This window comes from Chondromyces apiculatus DSM 436 (genome assembly GCF_000601485.1).
GTDB lineage: Bacteria > Myxococcota_A > Polyangia > Polyangiales > Polyangiaceae > Chondromyces > Chondromyces apiculatus.
The window spans coordinates 72,422-88,858 of record NZ_ASRX01000051.1 but is presented as its reverse complement, the minus strand read 5'-3'; the positions used below and the strand labels follow the sequence as shown (position 1 = coordinate 88,858).

12 protein-coding genes are annotated in these 16,437 nt (G+C 71.2%); 1 reads left to right on the top strand and 11 read right to left on the bottom strand.

Annotated elements, in window-relative coordinates; translation table 11 throughout:
* Window positions 1-34: 34 nt before the first annotated feature.
* From CAP_RS28300 to CAP_RS28280, 5 genes are all read right to left on the bottom strand, one after another.
* The gene (locus CAP_RS28300; protein WP_156041215.1) at window positions 35-616 is read right to left on the bottom strand and encodes a serine protease; all 582 of its coding nucleotides are present in this window, start codon (window positions 614-616) and stop codon (window positions 35-37) included.
* Window positions 617-697: 81 nt separating this feature from the next.
* Complete coding sequence (locus tag CAP_RS51030) at window positions 698-1,549, bottom strand: hypothetical protein (RefSeq protein WP_156041214.1); 852 nt, start codon at window positions 1,547-1,549, stop codon at window positions 698-700.
* A 68-nt stretch (window positions 1,550-1,617) separates the two neighbouring features.
* Complete coding sequence (locus CAP_RS28290; RefSeq protein ID WP_052376176.1) at window positions 1,618-2,451, bottom strand: hypothetical protein; 834 nt, start codon at window positions 2,449-2,451, stop codon at window positions 1,618-1,620.
* Between the two features lie 128 nt (window positions 2,452-2,579).
* Window positions 2,580-6,494, bottom strand: a complete 3,915-nt coding sequence (locus tag CAP_RS55205) for a serine/threonine-protein kinase (protein ID WP_269324706.1) — start codon at window positions 6,492-6,494, stop codon at window positions 2,580-2,582.
* Window positions 6,495-6,682: 188 nt separating this feature from the next.
* Window positions 6,683-7,537 carry a maleylpyruvate isomerase N-terminal domain-containing protein gene (locus CAP_RS28280; RefSeq protein ID WP_044246750.1) on the bottom strand — a complete coding sequence of 285 codons (855 nt, stop codon included), beginning with the start codon at window positions 7,535-7,537 and terminating at the stop codon, window positions 6,683-6,685.
* A gap of 163 nt (window positions 7,538-7,700) precedes the next feature.
* Between CAP_RS28280 and CAP_RS51025 the strand changes: the two genes are divergently transcribed.
* Window positions 7,701-8,774 carry a hypothetical protein gene (locus CAP_RS51025; RefSeq protein ID WP_156041213.1) on the top strand — a complete coding sequence of 358 codons (1,074 nt, stop codon included), beginning with the start codon at window positions 7,701-7,703 and terminating at the stop codon, window positions 8,772-8,774.
* A gap of 163 nt (window positions 8,775-8,937) precedes the next feature.
* Here the strand turns inward: CAP_RS51025 and CAP_RS28265 are convergent, their stop codons facing one another.
* The 6 genes from CAP_RS28265 to CAP_RS51015 form a co-directional block, all read right to left on the bottom strand.
* Window positions 8,938-10,248 carry a hypothetical protein gene (locus CAP_RS28265; RefSeq protein ID WP_231511734.1) on the bottom strand — a complete coding sequence of 437 codons (1,311 nt, stop codon included), beginning with the start codon at window positions 10,246-10,248 and terminating at the stop codon, window positions 8,938-8,940.
* Window positions 10,249-10,448: 200 nt separating this feature from the next.
* Window positions 10,449-11,600, bottom strand: a complete 1,152-nt coding sequence (locus CAP_RS28260) for an MBL fold metallo-hydrolase (protein ID WP_156041212.1) — start codon at window positions 11,598-11,600, stop codon at window positions 10,449-10,451.
* Complete coding sequence (locus tag CAP_RS28255; RefSeq protein WP_044246707.1) at window positions 11,597-13,675, bottom strand: tetratricopeptide repeat protein; 2,079 nt, start codon at window positions 13,673-13,675, stop codon at window positions 11,597-11,599. The genes CAP_RS28260 and CAP_RS28255 overlap by 4 nt, the downstream gene beginning before the upstream one ends.
* A 115-nt stretch (window positions 13,676-13,790) precedes the next feature.
* Window positions 13,791-15,257: a PEP-utilizing enzyme gene (locus CAP_RS51020; protein WP_052376170.1), complete on the bottom strand. Its 1,467-nt coding sequence runs from the start codon at window positions 15,255-15,257 to the stop codon at window positions 13,791-13,793.
* Between the two features lie 164 nt (window positions 15,258-15,421).
* Window positions 15,422-15,874, bottom strand: a complete 453-nt coding sequence (locus tag CAP_RS28245; RefSeq protein WP_044246706.1) for an SRPBCC family protein — start codon at window positions 15,872-15,874, stop codon at window positions 15,422-15,424.
* Window positions 15,871-16,419: an ArsR/SmtB family transcription factor gene (locus CAP_RS51015; protein WP_156041211.1), complete on the bottom strand. Its 549-nt coding sequence runs from the start codon at window positions 16,417-16,419 to the stop codon at window positions 15,871-15,873. Before CAP_RS51015 ends, CAP_RS28245 begins: the two co-directional genes overlap by 4 nt.
* Window positions 16,420-16,437 lie beyond the last annotated feature (18 nt).

Here is a 16,437-nt window from a genome sequence, read left to right as displayed (position 1 = left end):
CCCCGTCTCCCCGCGGCCACGCCCCCCGCTCTTCCTACCTCTCCTCGTCCTCGCCGCTCGCCCCGCCCTCCTCGATCACCGTCACGCCCTTCCGCCGCGCCGACCGCTGCGTCGCCGCCGGCCTGCCTTGCTCGATCGCCCTCACCACCTCTGGCGACGGCTCCCCCACCACCGGCATCGTCGCCTCGGCCTCCTTGCCGTCCCGCTCGTAGGCGATCCGGATCTCCTTGGCCGTCGTCAGCCCCTTCCACACCGTGAACAGATCATCGGGCCGCTCCAGCGCCTGCCCGTTCACCCGCATCACCACGTCCCCCACCTTGAGCGGCGCCTCGCCCCACGCCGGCGGCAGCCCGTTGAGCTTCCACCCCACGAAGTTCCCCCCGCGGATGACCTCTTCCACCGCCACCCGTCGCAGCACCCACGGAGGCCCCTGCAGCAGCACCTCATCCAGGGCGGCCCGCGCCACATGTCCGGGGGGGACCACTGCAGCCGCCGGCGCCGCGGTCGGCTTCGCTGCCGGGGGCGCGGTTGCCTGAACGGGTGCTGGCGGGGTCCCGCCGCACGCCGCGACCGCCGTCGCGAGCACGGCCATGGCAGAGAGCATCAGGGGTCGCATCCGCATCCCCTCGACTATGCATGGCCGCCCCACCCCGGCCAAGTTCCCCGGTACGGCGTGGCCCACCGCGTCCTCACCGTGTCAAGGCAAGGCGGTGGTGATCACTTCCTTCGTGACCTTGAGGCTGCTCCCGGGGCGTTCCAGGCACCCCGGATAGTACCAGCCCGTGCTCAACGGCTGACAGTTCAGCGCGCACGACCCCACGATCCGGATGGGCCCGCACTCCAGGATCTCGCCGTCCTCCCCCTCGTGACCCGCCGCGCAATCGCGCTTCCGGGACCGCGAATGCGAGACGTTCCAGGTGTGGTGACAGGCATGGAGAGCCGGCTCCCGGTCGAAGAGGTTGCCCCAGAACGCCCCCTCGATGGCGGGATACGTGTAGACCTCCTCGCTCCACGCTGAGGTCTTGAGCGGCTTCTTCGACGACCGAAGCGATATCGTCACCGGCTGCCCATAGAAATTGACCCGTGCCGCCACGCACGCCGACACGAGGCGCTGGCTCGGAGGATCGAGCGGCTTGGATGCCCACCTGGGCGCCAGCCCGAGCCGCCCCGGGAGCGACTCCTCGTGCACCACCCCGTCCACACCGGCCCACGTGAAATCCAGCGATTGACCGTCTTCGAGCGCGCAGCTCACCAGGTAGCGCGCAAGCTCCCGCGAGAGCCCGCCGGCGGGGGTGGGGTCGAGGAGCGCGCCGAGGTTCTCCGGGCTGAGCGTATTGAGGCTGAGCGCATTGAGGCTGAGCGCATTGAGGCTGAGCGCATTGAGGCTGAGCGCATTGAGGCTGAGCGCATTGTCGCCCATCAATGCCTCCGACGCCCCGCCCTCCGCGAGGTCGTCTTCCTCGTCCCCCTCGCCACCGCAGGCTGCGAGCCCCGAAAGGCAGCCCATCAGCACCCAGGTCGTCATCGCCCGCGCCGTTGTCGTCCGCATCGCTCTCTCGCTCCCGCACAGCACCCTGTGCCCTCTGGCGTCCTCGGCCCTCGCTCCCCGACGCGCCTTCAGGGCAACGCCGTCGTGATCACCTCTTTCACCTTGGCCGGGCCTGTCGTGTCGGGGCGCTCCTTGCATTCGGGATAGAAGTTCTCTGGCGACTTCAGCGTGTTGCACACGTCCTCGCAGGCCCCGGCGATGTGAATGGGCCCGCACGACGCCAGCGTCCCGTCCTCGCTCAGGTAGCCCGTCGCGCAGGCCCGCTGCCAGGCGCGCGAGTTGCTGACGGTCGAGCTTTTGTAACAGGCGTACAGGTAAGGCTGAGGCACGAACAGGTTGCCCCAGAACGCGCCCTCCACCTCGGGGAAGTTCGTCAGCTCGTCGAGCGTGATCTTCTTGAGCGACTTCTGGGGCGAGCGCACCGAGATTGCCACCTGCACCCCGTAGAGATTCACCCGCGCCGCCAGGCATGCCGAGACGATGCGCTGCCCGGCGAGATCCAGCGGACCCTCGCTCCACTTGTCGAGGAGCCCGAGCTGTCCCTGGTACGTCTCCTGGTGCACCACCCCGCTCGCGTCGGTCCACGGAATCGAGAACGACATGTGGCTGGAGAACGCGCACCCCACGGCGTAGCGCATGAACTGCCGCGAGTACTGTCCCACCAGTCCTGGAGCCTGGAGGGCCTGGAGGTTCTGCGCGCTCAGCCCGTTGAGGCTGAGGGCATTGAGGCTGAGGGCATTGAGGCTGAGGGCATTGAGGCTGAGCGCATTGTCCCCCACCAGCGCGCCCATGGCCTCGCCGAGGTCCGCGTCCTCCGCGTCCTCCAGAGGATCCATGTCTCCGGCACATCCCGAGACGACCATCGCGCCAGCCGACAGAAGGGACATCCAGGTAAGCTTCATGATTCTTGCAATCTCCTGTGGGGGCCCCCTGCGGAGGCTGACGTGCTGCAAGTGACCCGCCACTGCGCGCGCGCCAGATTCCGTACAGAAATGGGACAGGTGCTTGAGGGATAGATGCTGGTACGTCGTCAGCGGTTGTAGGCTGCCGATGTCGATGTCGCGCGGTGTGAGCGCCCCGAGGAGGTCACGGTCGTCGCGCCCACGATGTCGCTGAGCCACCTGCGAAGCCGGTTACCCATGACCGTCGGCGTCGTCGCGGCGGCCGCGAGCGCGCGCTCCAGGTGCTTGATCGCCTCGCCCCGGTGCCGCCGCCGCATGGCCGACAGCCCCCGCGCTTCCAGCACCTCCACCCGCTCCTGCCCTACCGAGCAGTAGGTCGATCGCGCCTCCAGTGCGTCCCACGCGGCCGAGGTCCCGTGTCCTGCCGACAGCTCGATCATCGCGCAGAACACCTCCTCCGACGGTGACAGCGCCTGCCCCGCCTCCGACTCCGCCGCCCGCACCTGAGCTGCGATCGCGAGCGCGCCTTCCTCGTCTCCTTGCAGGAGCCTCAGCCGTGCCCAGAGCAGCACCACCGATGCGGGCGGGTGGAGGTCCCCCGAGCGCGCGGCCATCGCCCGCACCGCCCGCACCTCCGGGTCTGCCCCCTCCAGATCGCCCATCAGGAACAGCGTCTCGGCGAGGTTGTAGCGCCCCACCAGCTCCAGCGCCGGCTGCCCCAGCTCTCGCCCGAGCGCCACGGTCCGCTCGAAGTCTGACACCATCCCCTCCCGGTCCTCCCGGTATCCCCGCACCAGCCCCCGGTTGCTCAGCGCCGCGCCGAGGTGCAGCAGATCGCTGCGCGCCTCGCAGCGGGCGATCACCTCGTCGAGCGCCTGGGCTGCCTCGTCCACCCGGCCCAGCATGGGCAGAATGAACCCCAGCAGGAGCTGCGCGATGAGGTGCGTCTCGTACCCCTGATCGCCGAGCGCCTCGGCTTGCTCCACCGCGAGCCTCAGCACTGCCGCCGCGTCCTCCTGGTGACTCGCGCGGTGCAGCGAGCGCCCCACACCGAGCAGCAGGCGCGCCCGCAGGAGTGGCGACACCACGCGCGACGACCGCTTCTGCGCGGCCGACACCAGCGCCTCCGCCTCCCGGTACTCGCCCATCCAGTCGAGCACCATCGCCTCGTCGAGGAGCAGCTCCAGCTCCGCCCCGATCTCTTGCTCGGCCGCGGCCGTCTCCCGCGCCGCCCGCAGGGCCGCGACCGCGTCCCGGTGCCGCCCCAGCCTGAAGCGCGTCAGCCCGCGCCCGCGCTGCGCCCCGATCGGCAGCGGCTCGAGCACCTCCGCCGCGCGCTCGTAGCACCGCTCCGCGTCCAGGTACGCCTGCCGCGCGCTCGCCAGCTCCGCCCCCCGCAGGATGTACATCGCGGCCTGCGCCGGGAACCCGCCCCGCTCCAGGTGCGCCGCGAGCACCAGCGGGTCTGCCTCCCCGGCCCCCTCCAGCCACTCCGCCGCGAGCCGATGCCCGAGCGCCCGGTCCTCCTCGGTGAGCAGCGCGTACGCCCCCTCCCGCAGGAGCCCTTGCCGGAACGCCAGCTCCTCCTCGCCCGAGAACTGGCTCTGCCGGTGCCGCACGCAGATCTCCTGGTCCACCAGCGCCGCCAGGCACGCGTGCACGTGCGCCGCCCCCTCGCTCCCCACCAGGTGCTCCACCGCTCCCCGCCAGAACACCTGCCCCATCACGCTCGCCGCGCGCAGCACGAGGCGCACCTTCGGATCGAGCGCCTCCAGCCGCACCTGCACCATCGCCACCACCGACACCGGCAGCGCGTCCACCTGCCCCCCGGCGGCCGCCCGGATCAGCTCCTCCAGGAAGAACGGGTGCCCCTCGGACTGGGCCACCACCCGCTCCACCAGCCCCGCCTCCGCGCCCTCCCCGAGCGCCTGCGTGGCGAGCCGCGTCCCTGCCTTCGGCGAGAGCTGCCCGAGCCGCATCGCCTGCCGCCCCCGCTCTGCCCAGAGCTGCGGGAAGATCTCGTCCACCTCCGGCCGCGCCGACGCCAGCACGAGCAGCGGCTGATCCGCGAGCTCCCGCAGCACCGCCTCCACCATCGTCACCGACGCCCGGTCGGCCCAGTGCACGTCCTCCAGGATCAGCACCAGCGGCGTCGCCGCGCACGTCGCCCGCAAGAGGTCCCTGAGCGCCCGCAGCATCTGCTCCCCGAGCAGGTCGGGATCTTGCCGCGCCGCCCGCAGCGGCAGGCTCTCCTCATCGTCGAAGGGCACCCCGATGAGCTCCCCCAGGAACTCCGCGACCCGCCCCTGCTCCTGGGTCGCCACGTGCCGCGCCACCAGCGCCTGCACGCGGGTCTGCTGCACTGCCAGCGCCTCGCTCCCCCGGATCCCTGCCGCCCCCCGCAGCGCCGCGGCCAGGAGCCCACCCGTCGACCCGGCCCGCAGCGGATCGCCCCGCCCGATCCACACCTCCGCTGGCGGCTCTCCCCGCGTCACGCCTTCGCGGAGCCGCCCGATGTGCTCCTGCAGCAGGCGCGACTTCCCCATCCCTGCTGGCCCCGTCACCAGCACCACCCGCGCCATCGGCTCTTCCACGCACGACGCGAAGGTCTGCTCGAGCAGCCGCAGCTCGTGATCCCTGCCCACGAACGGCGTCGACTTCCCCAGCAGCGGCCGCCAGATCTCGTCCTGCGCCCGCTCCCCCCGGAGCGCCATCATCCCCTCGGACGTCTTCGCCACCGTGAAGCGCGCTTCCAGCAGCGCCGCCGTCCCCTCGTCGCACAGGATCTGCGGCCCCCGCCCCGTGGGCTTCCCGCCCCGCCGGAGGAGCGACCCTGCCCGCTCGATCGCGTCCCCCACCGGCAGCCCCAGCCCGATCTCCCCCCAGCCGATGGTCATCGCCATCGGCCGACCTGGCGCGTACACCGCGAGCGCCAGCGCGCACCGCGCCACGCGCGCCGCAATGTCGGTGGGCACCGTCGGATGACTGACGAAGAACACCGCCGTCCCGTCCGCGAGCAGCTCGAGCCGCGCCTCGAACATCGCCGCGATGTCCTGCAGATCCCTGGCCGGCATGGCCGCGCCCGAGTCCGGCATGGTCACGTCTGCCGGCGCCGCCGTCTGGCGCCCCAGCACCACCACCCCCAGGAACCTCCGCTCGCTCCCGGTGATCGCCGACACCGGCGCGAACGACACCGGCGCCTCCACCACCTCCTGGGCTGCCAGCTCCGCCACCAGCGCCGCGCCATCGGCGGGGCGCCGCGCCGGATCCTTCATCAGCATCCGCGCCACCAGATCGTCGAGCCACTCCGGCACCTCCGGGCAGCGCATGAACACCCGCGGCGCCTCCTCGAAGATGATCCTGGCGAGGAGCGCCATCACGTGGTCTGCCTGGAACGGCCTGGTCCCCGTCAGGCACTCGAACAGCACGCACCCCAGCGCGAACACATCGGCCGGCGTGCCGATGTCGTCGCCGCTCCGCGCCTGCTCTGGCGCCATGTACCCCGGCGTCCCGATCAGCGAGCCCGCCCCCGTCAGCCTGTCGTTCCCCGTCGGCTGCGCGATCCCGAAATCCAGGATCTTCGGCTGGTTGATCCGCCCCCCCACCAGGAAGATGTTCCCCGGCTTCAGATCACGGTGAATGATCCCCCGCGTGTGCGCCGTCTCCAGCGCCGACGCCACCCGCACCGCCAGCTCCACCGTCTCGTCGACCGAGAGCTTCCGCCGCGAGAGCAGATGGGCGAGATCCTCCCCATCCAGCCACTCCATGATCAGGTACGGCGTCCCATCCGCGGGCGCCTCGTAGGCGACGTGCCGGACGATGCCCGGGTGCGACAACCGCGAGAGGAGCGCCGCCTCCCGCTCGAAGCGGGCCAGGTGCACGGGCGAGGGATCCAGCAGCACCTTTGCTGCCACCTGCTCCCCCGTCAGCAGGTCCCGGGCGCGGTACACGGCGCCCATCCCACCTGCTTCGGCCAGCGCATCCACGCGGAAGCGTCGGCCCAGTAGATCGCCCGTCCTCACTCCATCGAGCGTAGACGTCACGTGTCCCTCGTCCAGTGAATAGGTCGCGCGATCGCGCAAGATCTGCGGTTTTTACCGCCAACTGCAGCGCCCTGCGGATGCTGCTGGGGCAACTCCCTAACGTCTTTCTGGATGCATTCCTGAAGCCCTGAGGAATCCCCCGAATGTCGCCTGCTGATCGCAACGCGCTCGTCGGCCCCGCATCGCGCTCACGCCATGATCGCCACGAACTTCAGTGCCGGCTCCGCGAGCGCGCGCTCCCCCACCACCGACAGACACTGATCGGCCTCGAGCGGCGTCATCCCCTTCGTCCAGATGCGCCACACCTTGTCGGCGTCGATCGACGCCACCGCCGCTGCGCCGGCGTCCGTCGACGGCCACAGCGACCACCCCTCCACCTCGCGCCGCAGCGTCCACGAGAGATCCACGGCCCCTGTCACCACGATCGACACCTTCGTCCCGGGCGCGCATGTCACCTCCCGGTACGCGAACGGCAACCCCCGCGCGAACGTCTCCAGCACGGGCGCGAACAGCTCCTGCTCGTAGAGGGAGGGCCTTCCTGTCGCTTCCCGGAGCTGCTGCTGGTGGTGCCACTTCTCCGTGTACTCCCGCGCCACGTCGAACCAGTTGCGCGAGCGCTCCTCCCCGGCCCACGCTACCGCGAACATCGCCTCCCCCATCGGGTCCAGCCCTTCGAGGAACGCCAGGCACTCGCCGTCGAACTGCCTCACCAGCTCCGTCAGGATGCGCGGGCTCACCCGCCGCATCCCTGCCATCCACTCCCGGTTGTCGGACTGGATGAACTCCGTCAGATCCGCGACCCCCCGGATCGGCGGCGTCGGCAGCGCGAATCCGTCCCTGTGGATCGACAGCCGCCGCACGTCTCCGTGCAGCAGGTGCGCCACCAGATCCTTCACCTCCCGGGTCGGGTGCACCGTGGGCCGCAGCCAGTCCCCGGGCGCGAGCCCTTCGAGCAGCTCCAGGAGCCGCGCGTTGACCTTCGGGAACACCGCGCGCACATCGATGACATCCTGCGGACCGAGGGGAGAGGGATTGCTGCTCATCGTTTCTTCACCTGTCTTCATCTGCGCGCATTCCATAAAGCCGCATTTCGCCTTGTCCAGCGCGTGCGGCTGCCCCTGCGTCCCTTGACGCCTTTCGCACGACGTGGCACCCGCGCGACAGCGATCGTCAGGGTTCCGCCGAACCCTGCGGAGGTACGGCGTCGTGCGTGAGCGATGGGCAGCGTGGTGCGCGGCCGCGGGCGTGGTCCTGGGAGCGTTGACCCTGGAAGGTGGAGCCACGGCGGCGGATGCCCGCCAGTGCTCGTCGTGGCGTGCCCTCGCCGCCCCCAACGACCGCCTCGAATTCCGCACCTGCCGGCTCCCCGACGCGCCTGTTGCGCCCGACGCGGCTGACGCGCCCAGCGTGCCCCACACGGCGGATGCGCCCGCCGCGCCCACCGCGCTCACCGCGCTCACCGCGCTCACCGCGCTCACCGCGCTCACCGCGCTCACCGCCGACGACGAGGTCCTCCCCTCCGAGGGAGCTGCTGATGAGGCCCCCGCGAAGCCCTCCTCCGACCCTGCGAAGCCCGTCATCCAGCTCGACATCCGCAGCGCCTACCCCGAGACCCGCGCCATGCGGGTCGAGCTCACCACCCGCAGCGGCGCCATCGAGATCCTCGACGTCTCCCTCACCAAGGGCATCAACCAGGCCGGCGTCTGCGTGGCTTGCCGCGACCTCACCGACATCGCCGCCCTGCGCATCCTCGAAGGTGGCGAGCCCGAGCCGGTGCGTCAGGTCGCCGGCAACGCCCACATGGAGGTGCTCGCCCGCGACCTCCGCCTCACCGACCCCAACGCCGAGCGCCTCAAGCGCATCGCCGCCTCCTACTACAAGGCCACCCGCAAGCGCCTGGTCGTCACCGGCGGCTACCGCCCTCCTCAGCGCCAGGCAGAGCTGATGGTCGACAAGCTCAAGCGCGGCGAGGACATCGTGCTCCTCTACGAGAACAAGGCCGCTGTCGGCGAGATCCGCGCTGCCTACCGCGCCGGCGTCGCCCAGGAGCACACCCGCAAGCGCCTCGTCCGCACCATCAAGGACATCATCGAGGCCCAGGTCGCCCGCGGCGTGTACATCTCCAAGCACCTCCGCGCCGGCGCCGTCGACGTCCGCTCCTGGGACATGGTGGGCCCCATGGAGCAGGCCCTCCGCGACGCCATCAAGAAGGAGCCCGGCGTCACGCTCATGGACGAGCGCAAGAGCGCCGAGCCCCACTTCCACCTCACCATGCCCTGAAGAGCTGACCGGCAAAGCTGCTGCGCGCCCCGCGTCGTCGGTCGGCCTCCCTCGAAATCCGAGAGGATTCCTCGGTTGGCCTCCCTCGCCGCGGGGCGCTCGCGACGCTTTTCCGGTCAGCTCTTGAGGCCCCGCCCGCGGTCCGGCGCCCGCCTCCGTCGCCTCAGTCGACCGAGGCCTGGTCCACGTACACCACCACCCGCCCTCCCGACGCCGGGCTCGTCGTCCCGTTGTACCCCTCGGTGTCGGTCCACAGGTTCGTCCCCGACCCCGTGGCGTGCATCCCCTGCGGCATCCGCACCCACCGCCCCTCGCCCGACTTGTAGATGGACCGCGACGCCCCGGTCGACACCTTGAACAGCGCCCCCCCGTAGCGCGTCGAGCTGAGCCAGTACGACGTCGTCCCGCTCGCCGTCATGATCGGCGCCACCCCTTGCACGTTCGGCTCGTTCATCACGTACGCCTTCTCCGCCTTCGCCACCCCGCCCGTGAGCTTCAGCCGGTTCGTCGCCGCATCCACTGGCCACCGGTAGAGCCGCCCCCCGAGCCCCGCCGTCCCCCCGTTGGGGCACGGCGAATCCCCGTCATTGCAGTACTCCCCCGCGAGCACCACCGGCGTCGTCCCCCGCGTATCCTTCCCCAGGAACGAGAACGTCGGCCGGCAAGGCTTCACGATGCTCGCCGGCACCACGTACGCGCTCACCTGCGGCAGCACGTACTTGTACCCATAGGCACACCACGTCGTCGCCCCGCCCACCGTCGTCTTCCCGATCGCATTCGCGCACCCCGCGCCGTCGTCCACCTCGCGAATCTGCGTCAGATCGAACACCCGCATCCCCGCGCCGGTATCGGCCATGTACAGGTAATCGCCGAACCACGACAGCCCACCCCCGTGCACCGGCACCGTGGTGAAATTCCCCGCCGCCGAAGGCCGCACCAGCAGCACGTGCCGGTAATTCACCGCGCTCCCTGCCATGTCCGAGATGTCGGCCACCGACACCCGCACCCCCTTGTCCGGGCTCTGCGTGTAATGCCACGCCGTCAGCACCACATTCTTCCCCCCCGCCACCCCCGCGGTCATCCCCTGCGGAATCCACTCCTCCGTGCCCATGTCCCCGTCATTCCACCGGAACCCCCCCTTGTACCCCACCGCCGCCGGCCGCGTGCTCGCCGTCAGCACCGGCCCCACCCGGTTCAGATCCAGCAGCACCTGCGCCATGCTCCGCGCATTCGGCACCTGCGCCATGTACCCCGCATAGGTGCTCCAGGTGTTCTGATCCGTGAGCTGCAGACAGCTCGCATCGTGCGTCGCCAGCGGCGCCCCCTCCGTCAGCGCCTGCGCGTCGCTCTCGACGACCTCCCCATCGCGCGCCTCCCCCTCCTCGACCTCCTCGCCGCCCCCGCCGACGCACCCCGCGAGCCCCACGCACCCTGCCGCAGCGACCCACCGCAACCCCATCGCCCGAGCACCCATCGCGACCTCTCCTTCCGGGCGGCACATCGGCAGCCGGCACCCCCGCAGCCATAGCCGAGAACGCCCCGGAACCTCATGCAGAACACGCGCGTCGACGGCGCAACGGGCGCAGCGGTGCTCGCCAGGAGAACTTTCCACACCGTGTCTTTCGATCTCCCTTCAACACTCTCCTGCCCCTGTCTGGTCGCAGGGGCGCGGCATCAGGAAATCACTTCGATGGCGACGCGACCTCGCCAGCGGCTCACCAGCGTCCCATGCTGGTCCACGGCCATGCACCAGAGCGGGTCGAGGGGCTCGTACGCATTGCCTGGCGCGACGTGCACACCAGCCGCATCCACGAAGGGCGCTCCGGTGCGCTGGGATGCCATCCGCGCCGCGAGCTGGGAGAGGCGCACGGTCCCGGGGTGCTCCTCGGGAGCCTGCACCCTCTTCGACGCTGGCACTGCCGTGAGGAGCACCGAGGACTGCCGTTCCAGCATCCGCGGCAACCCATCCAGGTCCGCCACGCGAGGCAACTTCGCCCGGTTGTGCGGCGTGACGCACCACGCTCTCTGCGTGCCCGCAGCCTGTGGCATCAGGTCCGGGTGCATGGCCGCCGCCGAGCCGTGGTGGGGCACCTTCAGGACGGCGTGATCCCCCAGAAAATCGTACCTGCTCATGACCAGGTCCCAGCCCGTCCGAACCGGTCTCGTCGTGTTCGTGAAGTAGCGGGGCAGGTCGCTGGCGAGCACGGTCCGGCTCGTCCCGTGCGCGATCTCCAGCACGACGCTCAGGTGATTGGCATCCTGCGACGGAAGGAGCCCGAGCCGTGCGACGGCTTCATCCGGGGCCCGGGCCACGACCTGGACCGGGCTCGACCCGGCAGGCAACGTCACGCCCTCGTGAAGAGCGAGCACCTGCCTCCCCGGCTGGGCTTCCGCCCACCGCTGGATGGCGATCAGCGCAGCCCTCTCCGAACCTCTGCGGATCCGCTCGGCACGCCCCGCCCGCGGGTCGCCGAGCTTCTCGCGGATGCTGCCCGACTCGCTGAAGCCTGGTGGAGACAGGAGCCCGATGCACTGGGGCGAGAGCGCATCGATGACCTCTGCGAACCCACCCACGTGATCTTCGTGCGGATGCGTGAGCACCATCGCGACCACCGGATCGTCCGTCGGTGCTCTCCAGCGGTTGACGATCGCCTCCAGCGGGAGCCCGCGGCCATCGAGCCCTGTCGTGCAGCCGTCGATGAGGAGCCAGCCAGCTCCGGGCAACGCGACGGCGATCCCTTCTCCCAGGCCGGGCCCTGCGACGAACACATGAAGGAGATCCCGATCGAGCCGACCGAGAGCCGCGAGTGGTGCCGCCTGCGTCACCCGAGGCTCGCCGGGATGTACCGTGTCAGGAGCCTCATCTCCTCCTCATCGAGCCGGTGCTCCTCGTGCTTCACCGGGTAGATGCGGATCACCTCCTCGTCCGACCCGGGCTCCTCGTAGATGGCCAGCACGAAGTACCGGCCCAGCGCCTCCTCTGGCGGACAGAACCCGGCGTGGGTCCTCCATTCGCCCGCCGTCAGCGCCCGCGCGATGATCCGCCGCTCGTCAGGGTCGGCGTGCGGAACGGCGAGCGCGACATTCACCTCATCCTCCGAGGCCGCGACCACCCGACCCGGGAACCAGTGGCGCAGGGGCCGCCTGGAGGCGTCGTGCTCGGACACGATGGCGGGCGGGTGCGTCCACCGCTCCGACATCGGCGTCTCCGGTGGATACACGGACTCGCCGAGCCTCACCGCCTCCTCCGAGTCCAGCAGCTCGTGGCGCAGCTTCTGGAACCACTCCTCGCGCGAGACCATCTCCTCCGGGATGTCGTCGAACACCTCGCGCGCGCGGCTCACCTCGCCCATCCCGAGCCACGCCTTCACCACCCACCGGTGCATCTGCCCGGCGAGCCAGGGCGAACCGTGGACCGCTTCTCCCCGCGGATCCATGCGCTCCAGCACCTCCGCCCACGCCGCCTCGGCGTCCCGGAACCTCGCCTGGTCGATCAGGAAGGTGACCAGCCGCCCGTTGTACCAGGGGTGCGTCGGTCGCAGCTCCACCGCCTTGCGAAGGGCGTGCTCCGCTTCCTCGCGCAGCGCCCCCGCGCGGTCGAGGTTGAACCCGAGGTAATGCCACGAGTAGGCATCCCGATCGTCGAATTTGCGCAAGCACTCGCGGTAAAGCGCCGCAGCTTCCACGAAAGCATGGTGCTCGATGCTGAGCGAGCGCGCCCGATCCCAGTAAAGCTCCCGGGACGGCAGATCGAGGTCCGACCAGCGCCCCGTCGCCTCCGTCCCCGCCCGGCCGAGGTTGTGGACCTTCTCCAGCCAGTCGCGCATGTGCGGCCCTGCATCCCTGGCAGAAGGCGCACCATCGAGGCTCTGGTGATAAGCCGCGAGCCTCAGGTGTATCGCCGGATCGGGGCGGTTTCTGGCCAGCCTCGCGATCTGCTGGCGCAGATCCTCCTCGATCTCGATATCCCCAGCCTCCGTCCCGATGCATATGGTCAACAGCGGCAGGTGCTCCTCGGGGAGCGCCGCGATCTCCCGTGCCTCCTGCCGCTCCACCGGGAACCGTGCGCGCGCGATCCTCACCAGGCCCTCGCGTACCTCATCGTGCTTCGGACGGGTCAGCACCTCGCGCATGTAGTTCTCCAGGGCGGTGGTCCGCCGCTGCGAGGGCCCGAAACGAGAGAGCAGCGCACCGGGCGCCTCACCCAGGCCGACGAGCCCCACGAGGAGGCGCATCTGCCACGGGAAGAGCGTCTGCATGCGCTTGTAGGCGAGCCCCTTGTGGAGGGCCGCCGCAGCGTCGGCGTAGTCCCCCCAGGCCCGCGCATCCTGGAGCACCTCGATGGAGACCGGCTCCGGCGCGACATCGATGCGCGGCCACCCTTCGGCATTCTTCGCCAGCTCGCCGCCGAGCCCGAGCGCGCCACTGCTCGCCAGGATCATGATCGGCAAGCTCTGCTCGGCCAGCCACCGATCGAGCACCTTCGCCGCGTGCAGGCAGCGCAGCTCCATCCCTGGCCCCTCGGGCGTCGAAGCCCGCACCCTCTGCCACGAAGGCGGCACCCAGACCGCGAGCACCTGGCCTTCTTTCGCCAGCTCCCTGGCGACGTTCCAGGCCCGCTCACCAAGGTCGACACCATCGTCGAGCGCGCGCGCGACAGCCTCTTTGCCCAGCGACGAAGCTGCCTGGAGCAACCCATGCAGCGGCGCATCCGCGTCATCGAGAGGAGGCAACAGCACGGTCGCCACCTGTCGCTCGCTCCGCTTCTCCAGCGCCCCCATCAGCCCTGCGCGGTGGACGCCTGGCGCCAGGACCAGCTTCACCCGGGAAGCGTTCTCCAGCGCGCGAACCGCATCATCGGCTCTGGAGGCATTCAGGGGAGACTCATCGAGCCACACCATGGGTCACTCCGACCTTTACCACTCCCTCCCCCCCCGTAACAGGCGCAGCCGCCCCTCCGCCCCTGCTGACCCCGCCTCCTGCGCCCCCTCTGTGCGCCCCCTTCCGCCTTCCATCTCACTTCCCGACCATGCGGTTTCCGTCCCCGCGCCCCACCACCCCCGTCGCCAGCGCCAGCGCCTGCGTCGCCCTCGCCAGCCGCTGCACGCATGCTGGCAGCGCCTCTGCGGAGGGCGGCGGCGCCAGCGGCACGTGCATCCACGCCGGCCCCCACGCCGACCACCCTCCCGCGGGCACCCGCGCCGCCTCCGCCCGCACCCGCGCCGCCCGCGCCTCCACCCGCCGCTTCACCTCCGCCGCGTCCGGCCCCACCCCTCCCCGCAGCCGCCCCGCCATCTCCTCCAGCGTCATCTCCACCGCGTGCTCCGCCGCCTCCAGCGCCCCCGCGCGCACCAGCCGCGCTCCCGCCTCCAGCACGGCCCGCCGCGCCAGCCCCATCCCCCATCCCACCGAGAACACCGCCCGCTCCTCGCGCAGCCGGCTCATCGCCCGCGCCTCCTGCAGCAGCCCATCGAACCCCGCCCGGTGCGCCTCTGGCACCCGCTGCCGCAGCGCGCGCTCCCGCTCCGCCCGCTCCTTCTCCGCCGCTGCCCCGAGCGCCTTCTCCAGCGCCCTCCGCAGCGCCTCCACGTGCATCTCCGGCATCTCCTCGCCCATCGGTTCGCTCACGTCGTGCCCTGCGCACCTGAACCTCACCGCCTCCAGGTGGCCCCGCGCCGCCTCTCCAGCCGCCTCTGGCAGCCCCGCGAGCCCGGTCAGCACCTCCCGCGCGCTCCCTGCCTTCTCCAGCGCCGCGACCCCTGCCGCGCTCCCCCGCAGCACCCCTGCGAGCCTGAGCACCTCCTCGCCCGTCACCCCCACCGCCCCGGTGCTCGCCGGCTCCACCAGCGCCAGCGCCTCGCCCGTGCTCGCCCCCGTCCACGCGCACGCATGCGCCAGGTAATCCCCCACCGGGATCCCCGCCGCGAAATCGTAGCGGTGGTGCATCGCCACCATGTCCTCCACGTGCACCCGCACCCACCCCAGGTGCGCGATCAACCCCTCCGTCCCGAACTTCGACGGATCCACCGCCTGGATCGCCATGTGCCGCGCCACCGACAGCGGCCTGTCCACCCGGTCCCACAGCCGCAGCTCTGCCCGCCACCGCTGCGTCTCGAAGGCCCGCTGACACACCCGCAGGCGCGCCCGCATCGACGGCTTGAGCTCCACCATCCAGTCCAGCGGCCTTGGCGACGCCCCGCCCCGCCCCCCGCCCATCCCGGGCAGCATCCCTGGCAGCACCGCCTGGAACACCACCCGCCCGTCCCCTGCGCCGAGCTTCGCCTGCCCCAGCACCATCCCGTACCGCGCCGCCCCTTCCGAGAGCCCCCGCGGCAGCGCCCGCATCACGCTCAGCGCCACGAACCGCGACAGCGGCCTCCCCCCCTCCACCGCCTCCCGCGTCCCCGCTTCCGACCGGCGCGACGCGCTTGCCGCACTCGCCGCGCCGCCTGCGCCCTGAGCGACCCCGGGACCGTTCATCATGGCTGCCCCCCCCGCTCCCCCAACCCCCACGCCCGACGCCCCGAGCGCCCTGACGACGCCCACGATGGCCCCTTCACGTCATGTCACAGCGGCTGGAAAAGTCGACGCCTCCCCACGCCTTTGCCTCCCCGCCCGACGCCCCGGTCGATCCCTGCGCCCGTCGCCTACCCGAGCGCCTTCTCCATCGCCCCGAGCATCAGCCCCCAGGCCTTCTCGGTCCGCTCCAGGTACTCCGCCCAGCTCGGGTGCATCTCGCACGTCAGCGTCACCTCGCACCCGCTCCCGTCCGGCGCGATGTCCACGCTCACCCGATCCTTGTCCGGCGAGTACTGCGGGATCGCCCAGGTGAACACCAGCCGCCGCGGCCTGTCGAACTCCAGGTACTCCCCCACGTGCGCGATGTCCTCTCCATCCCGCCGCACCACGAACGTGAACGACCCCCCGAGCCGCGCATCCACCTCCACGCGCCCCATCACCTCCGTCGCGCCCGCGTTCGACCCCGGCGCCCCCATCCACACCTTCACCTTCTCGGGATCCAGCCACGCCTCGAACACCCGCTCCGGCGAAGCGCTGAAGCGGTGGGTCACCCTGGCCGTGAGGTTCTTTTCCGTGCTCATCGCGCCCGTCCTTTCCCTGTCCGCACGGCCCCTGCCGCGCGTTTCCTGGTCTGCACACTGCGCGTCTTGCCTGTCTCTCGGGTCTCGCGGGTCTCGCGGGTCTCGCGGGTCTCGCGGGTCCTGCGGGCCTCGCCGGTCTCTCGGGTCTCGCCGGTCTCGCGGGTCCTGCGGGCCTCGCCGGCCTCGCGGACCGCCTGGCTCTCGGCTGCCCGCGCGTCCTCGGCGCGGAGCATCTCGTCCATCGCCCTGAGCCGCCCGCCCCACGCTGCCTGCTGCGCCGTGATCCACGCCGCCGCCTCGTCGAGCGGCCGGGGATCGAACGACAGCACGTGCTCCCGCCCCACCCGCCGCCGCCGCACCAGCCGCGCCCGCTCCAGCATGCGGATGTGCTTTGACACCGAGTTCAGCGACATCGCGAACGGCTCCGCGAGATCCGTCACCCGCGCCTCCCCCCGCGAGAGCCGCTGCACAATGGCCCTCCGCGTGGGATCGGCCAGCGCCACCAGGGTCTGATCCAGATCGGTCGCCACCGCCCCGTGCATCATGTTCACCCTTTTGGGTGA

Coding starts and splice junctions, on each gene's coding strand:
- CAP_RS28300 (WP_156041215.1), bottom strand. CDS start 616: ATGCGACCCCTGATGCTCTCTGCCATGGCCGTGCTCGCGACGGCGGTC.
- CAP_RS51030 (WP_156041214.1), bottom strand. CDS start 1,549: ATGCGGACGACAACGGCGCGGGCGATGACGACCTGGGTGCTGATGGGC.
- CAP_RS28290 (WP_052376176.1), bottom strand. CDS start 2,451: ATGAAGCTTACCTGGATGTCCCTTCTGTCGGCTGGCGCGATGGTCGTC.
- CAP_RS28280 (WP_044246750.1), bottom strand. CDS start 7,537: ATGAGCAGCAATCCCTCTCCCCTCGGTCCGCAGGATGTCATCGATGTG.
- CAP_RS28265 (WP_231511734.1), bottom strand. CDS start 10,248: ATGGGTGCTCGGGCGATGGGGTTGCGGTGGGTCGCTGCGGCAGGGTGC.
- CAP_RS28255 (WP_044246707.1), bottom strand. CDS start 13,675: ATGGTGTGGCTCGATGAGTCTCCCCTGAATGCCTCCAGAGCCGATGAT.
- CAP_RS51020 (WP_052376170.1), bottom strand. CDS start 15,257: ATGATGAACGGTCCCGGGGTCGCTCAGGGCGCAGGCGGCGCGGCGAGT.
- CAP_RS28245 (WP_044246706.1), bottom strand. CDS start 15,874: ATGAGCACGGAAAAGAACCTCACGGCCAGGGTGACCCACCGCTTCAGC.
- CAP_RS51015 (WP_156041211.1), bottom strand. CDS start 16,419: ATGATGCACGGGGCGGTGGCGACCGATCTGGATCAGACCCTGGTGGCG.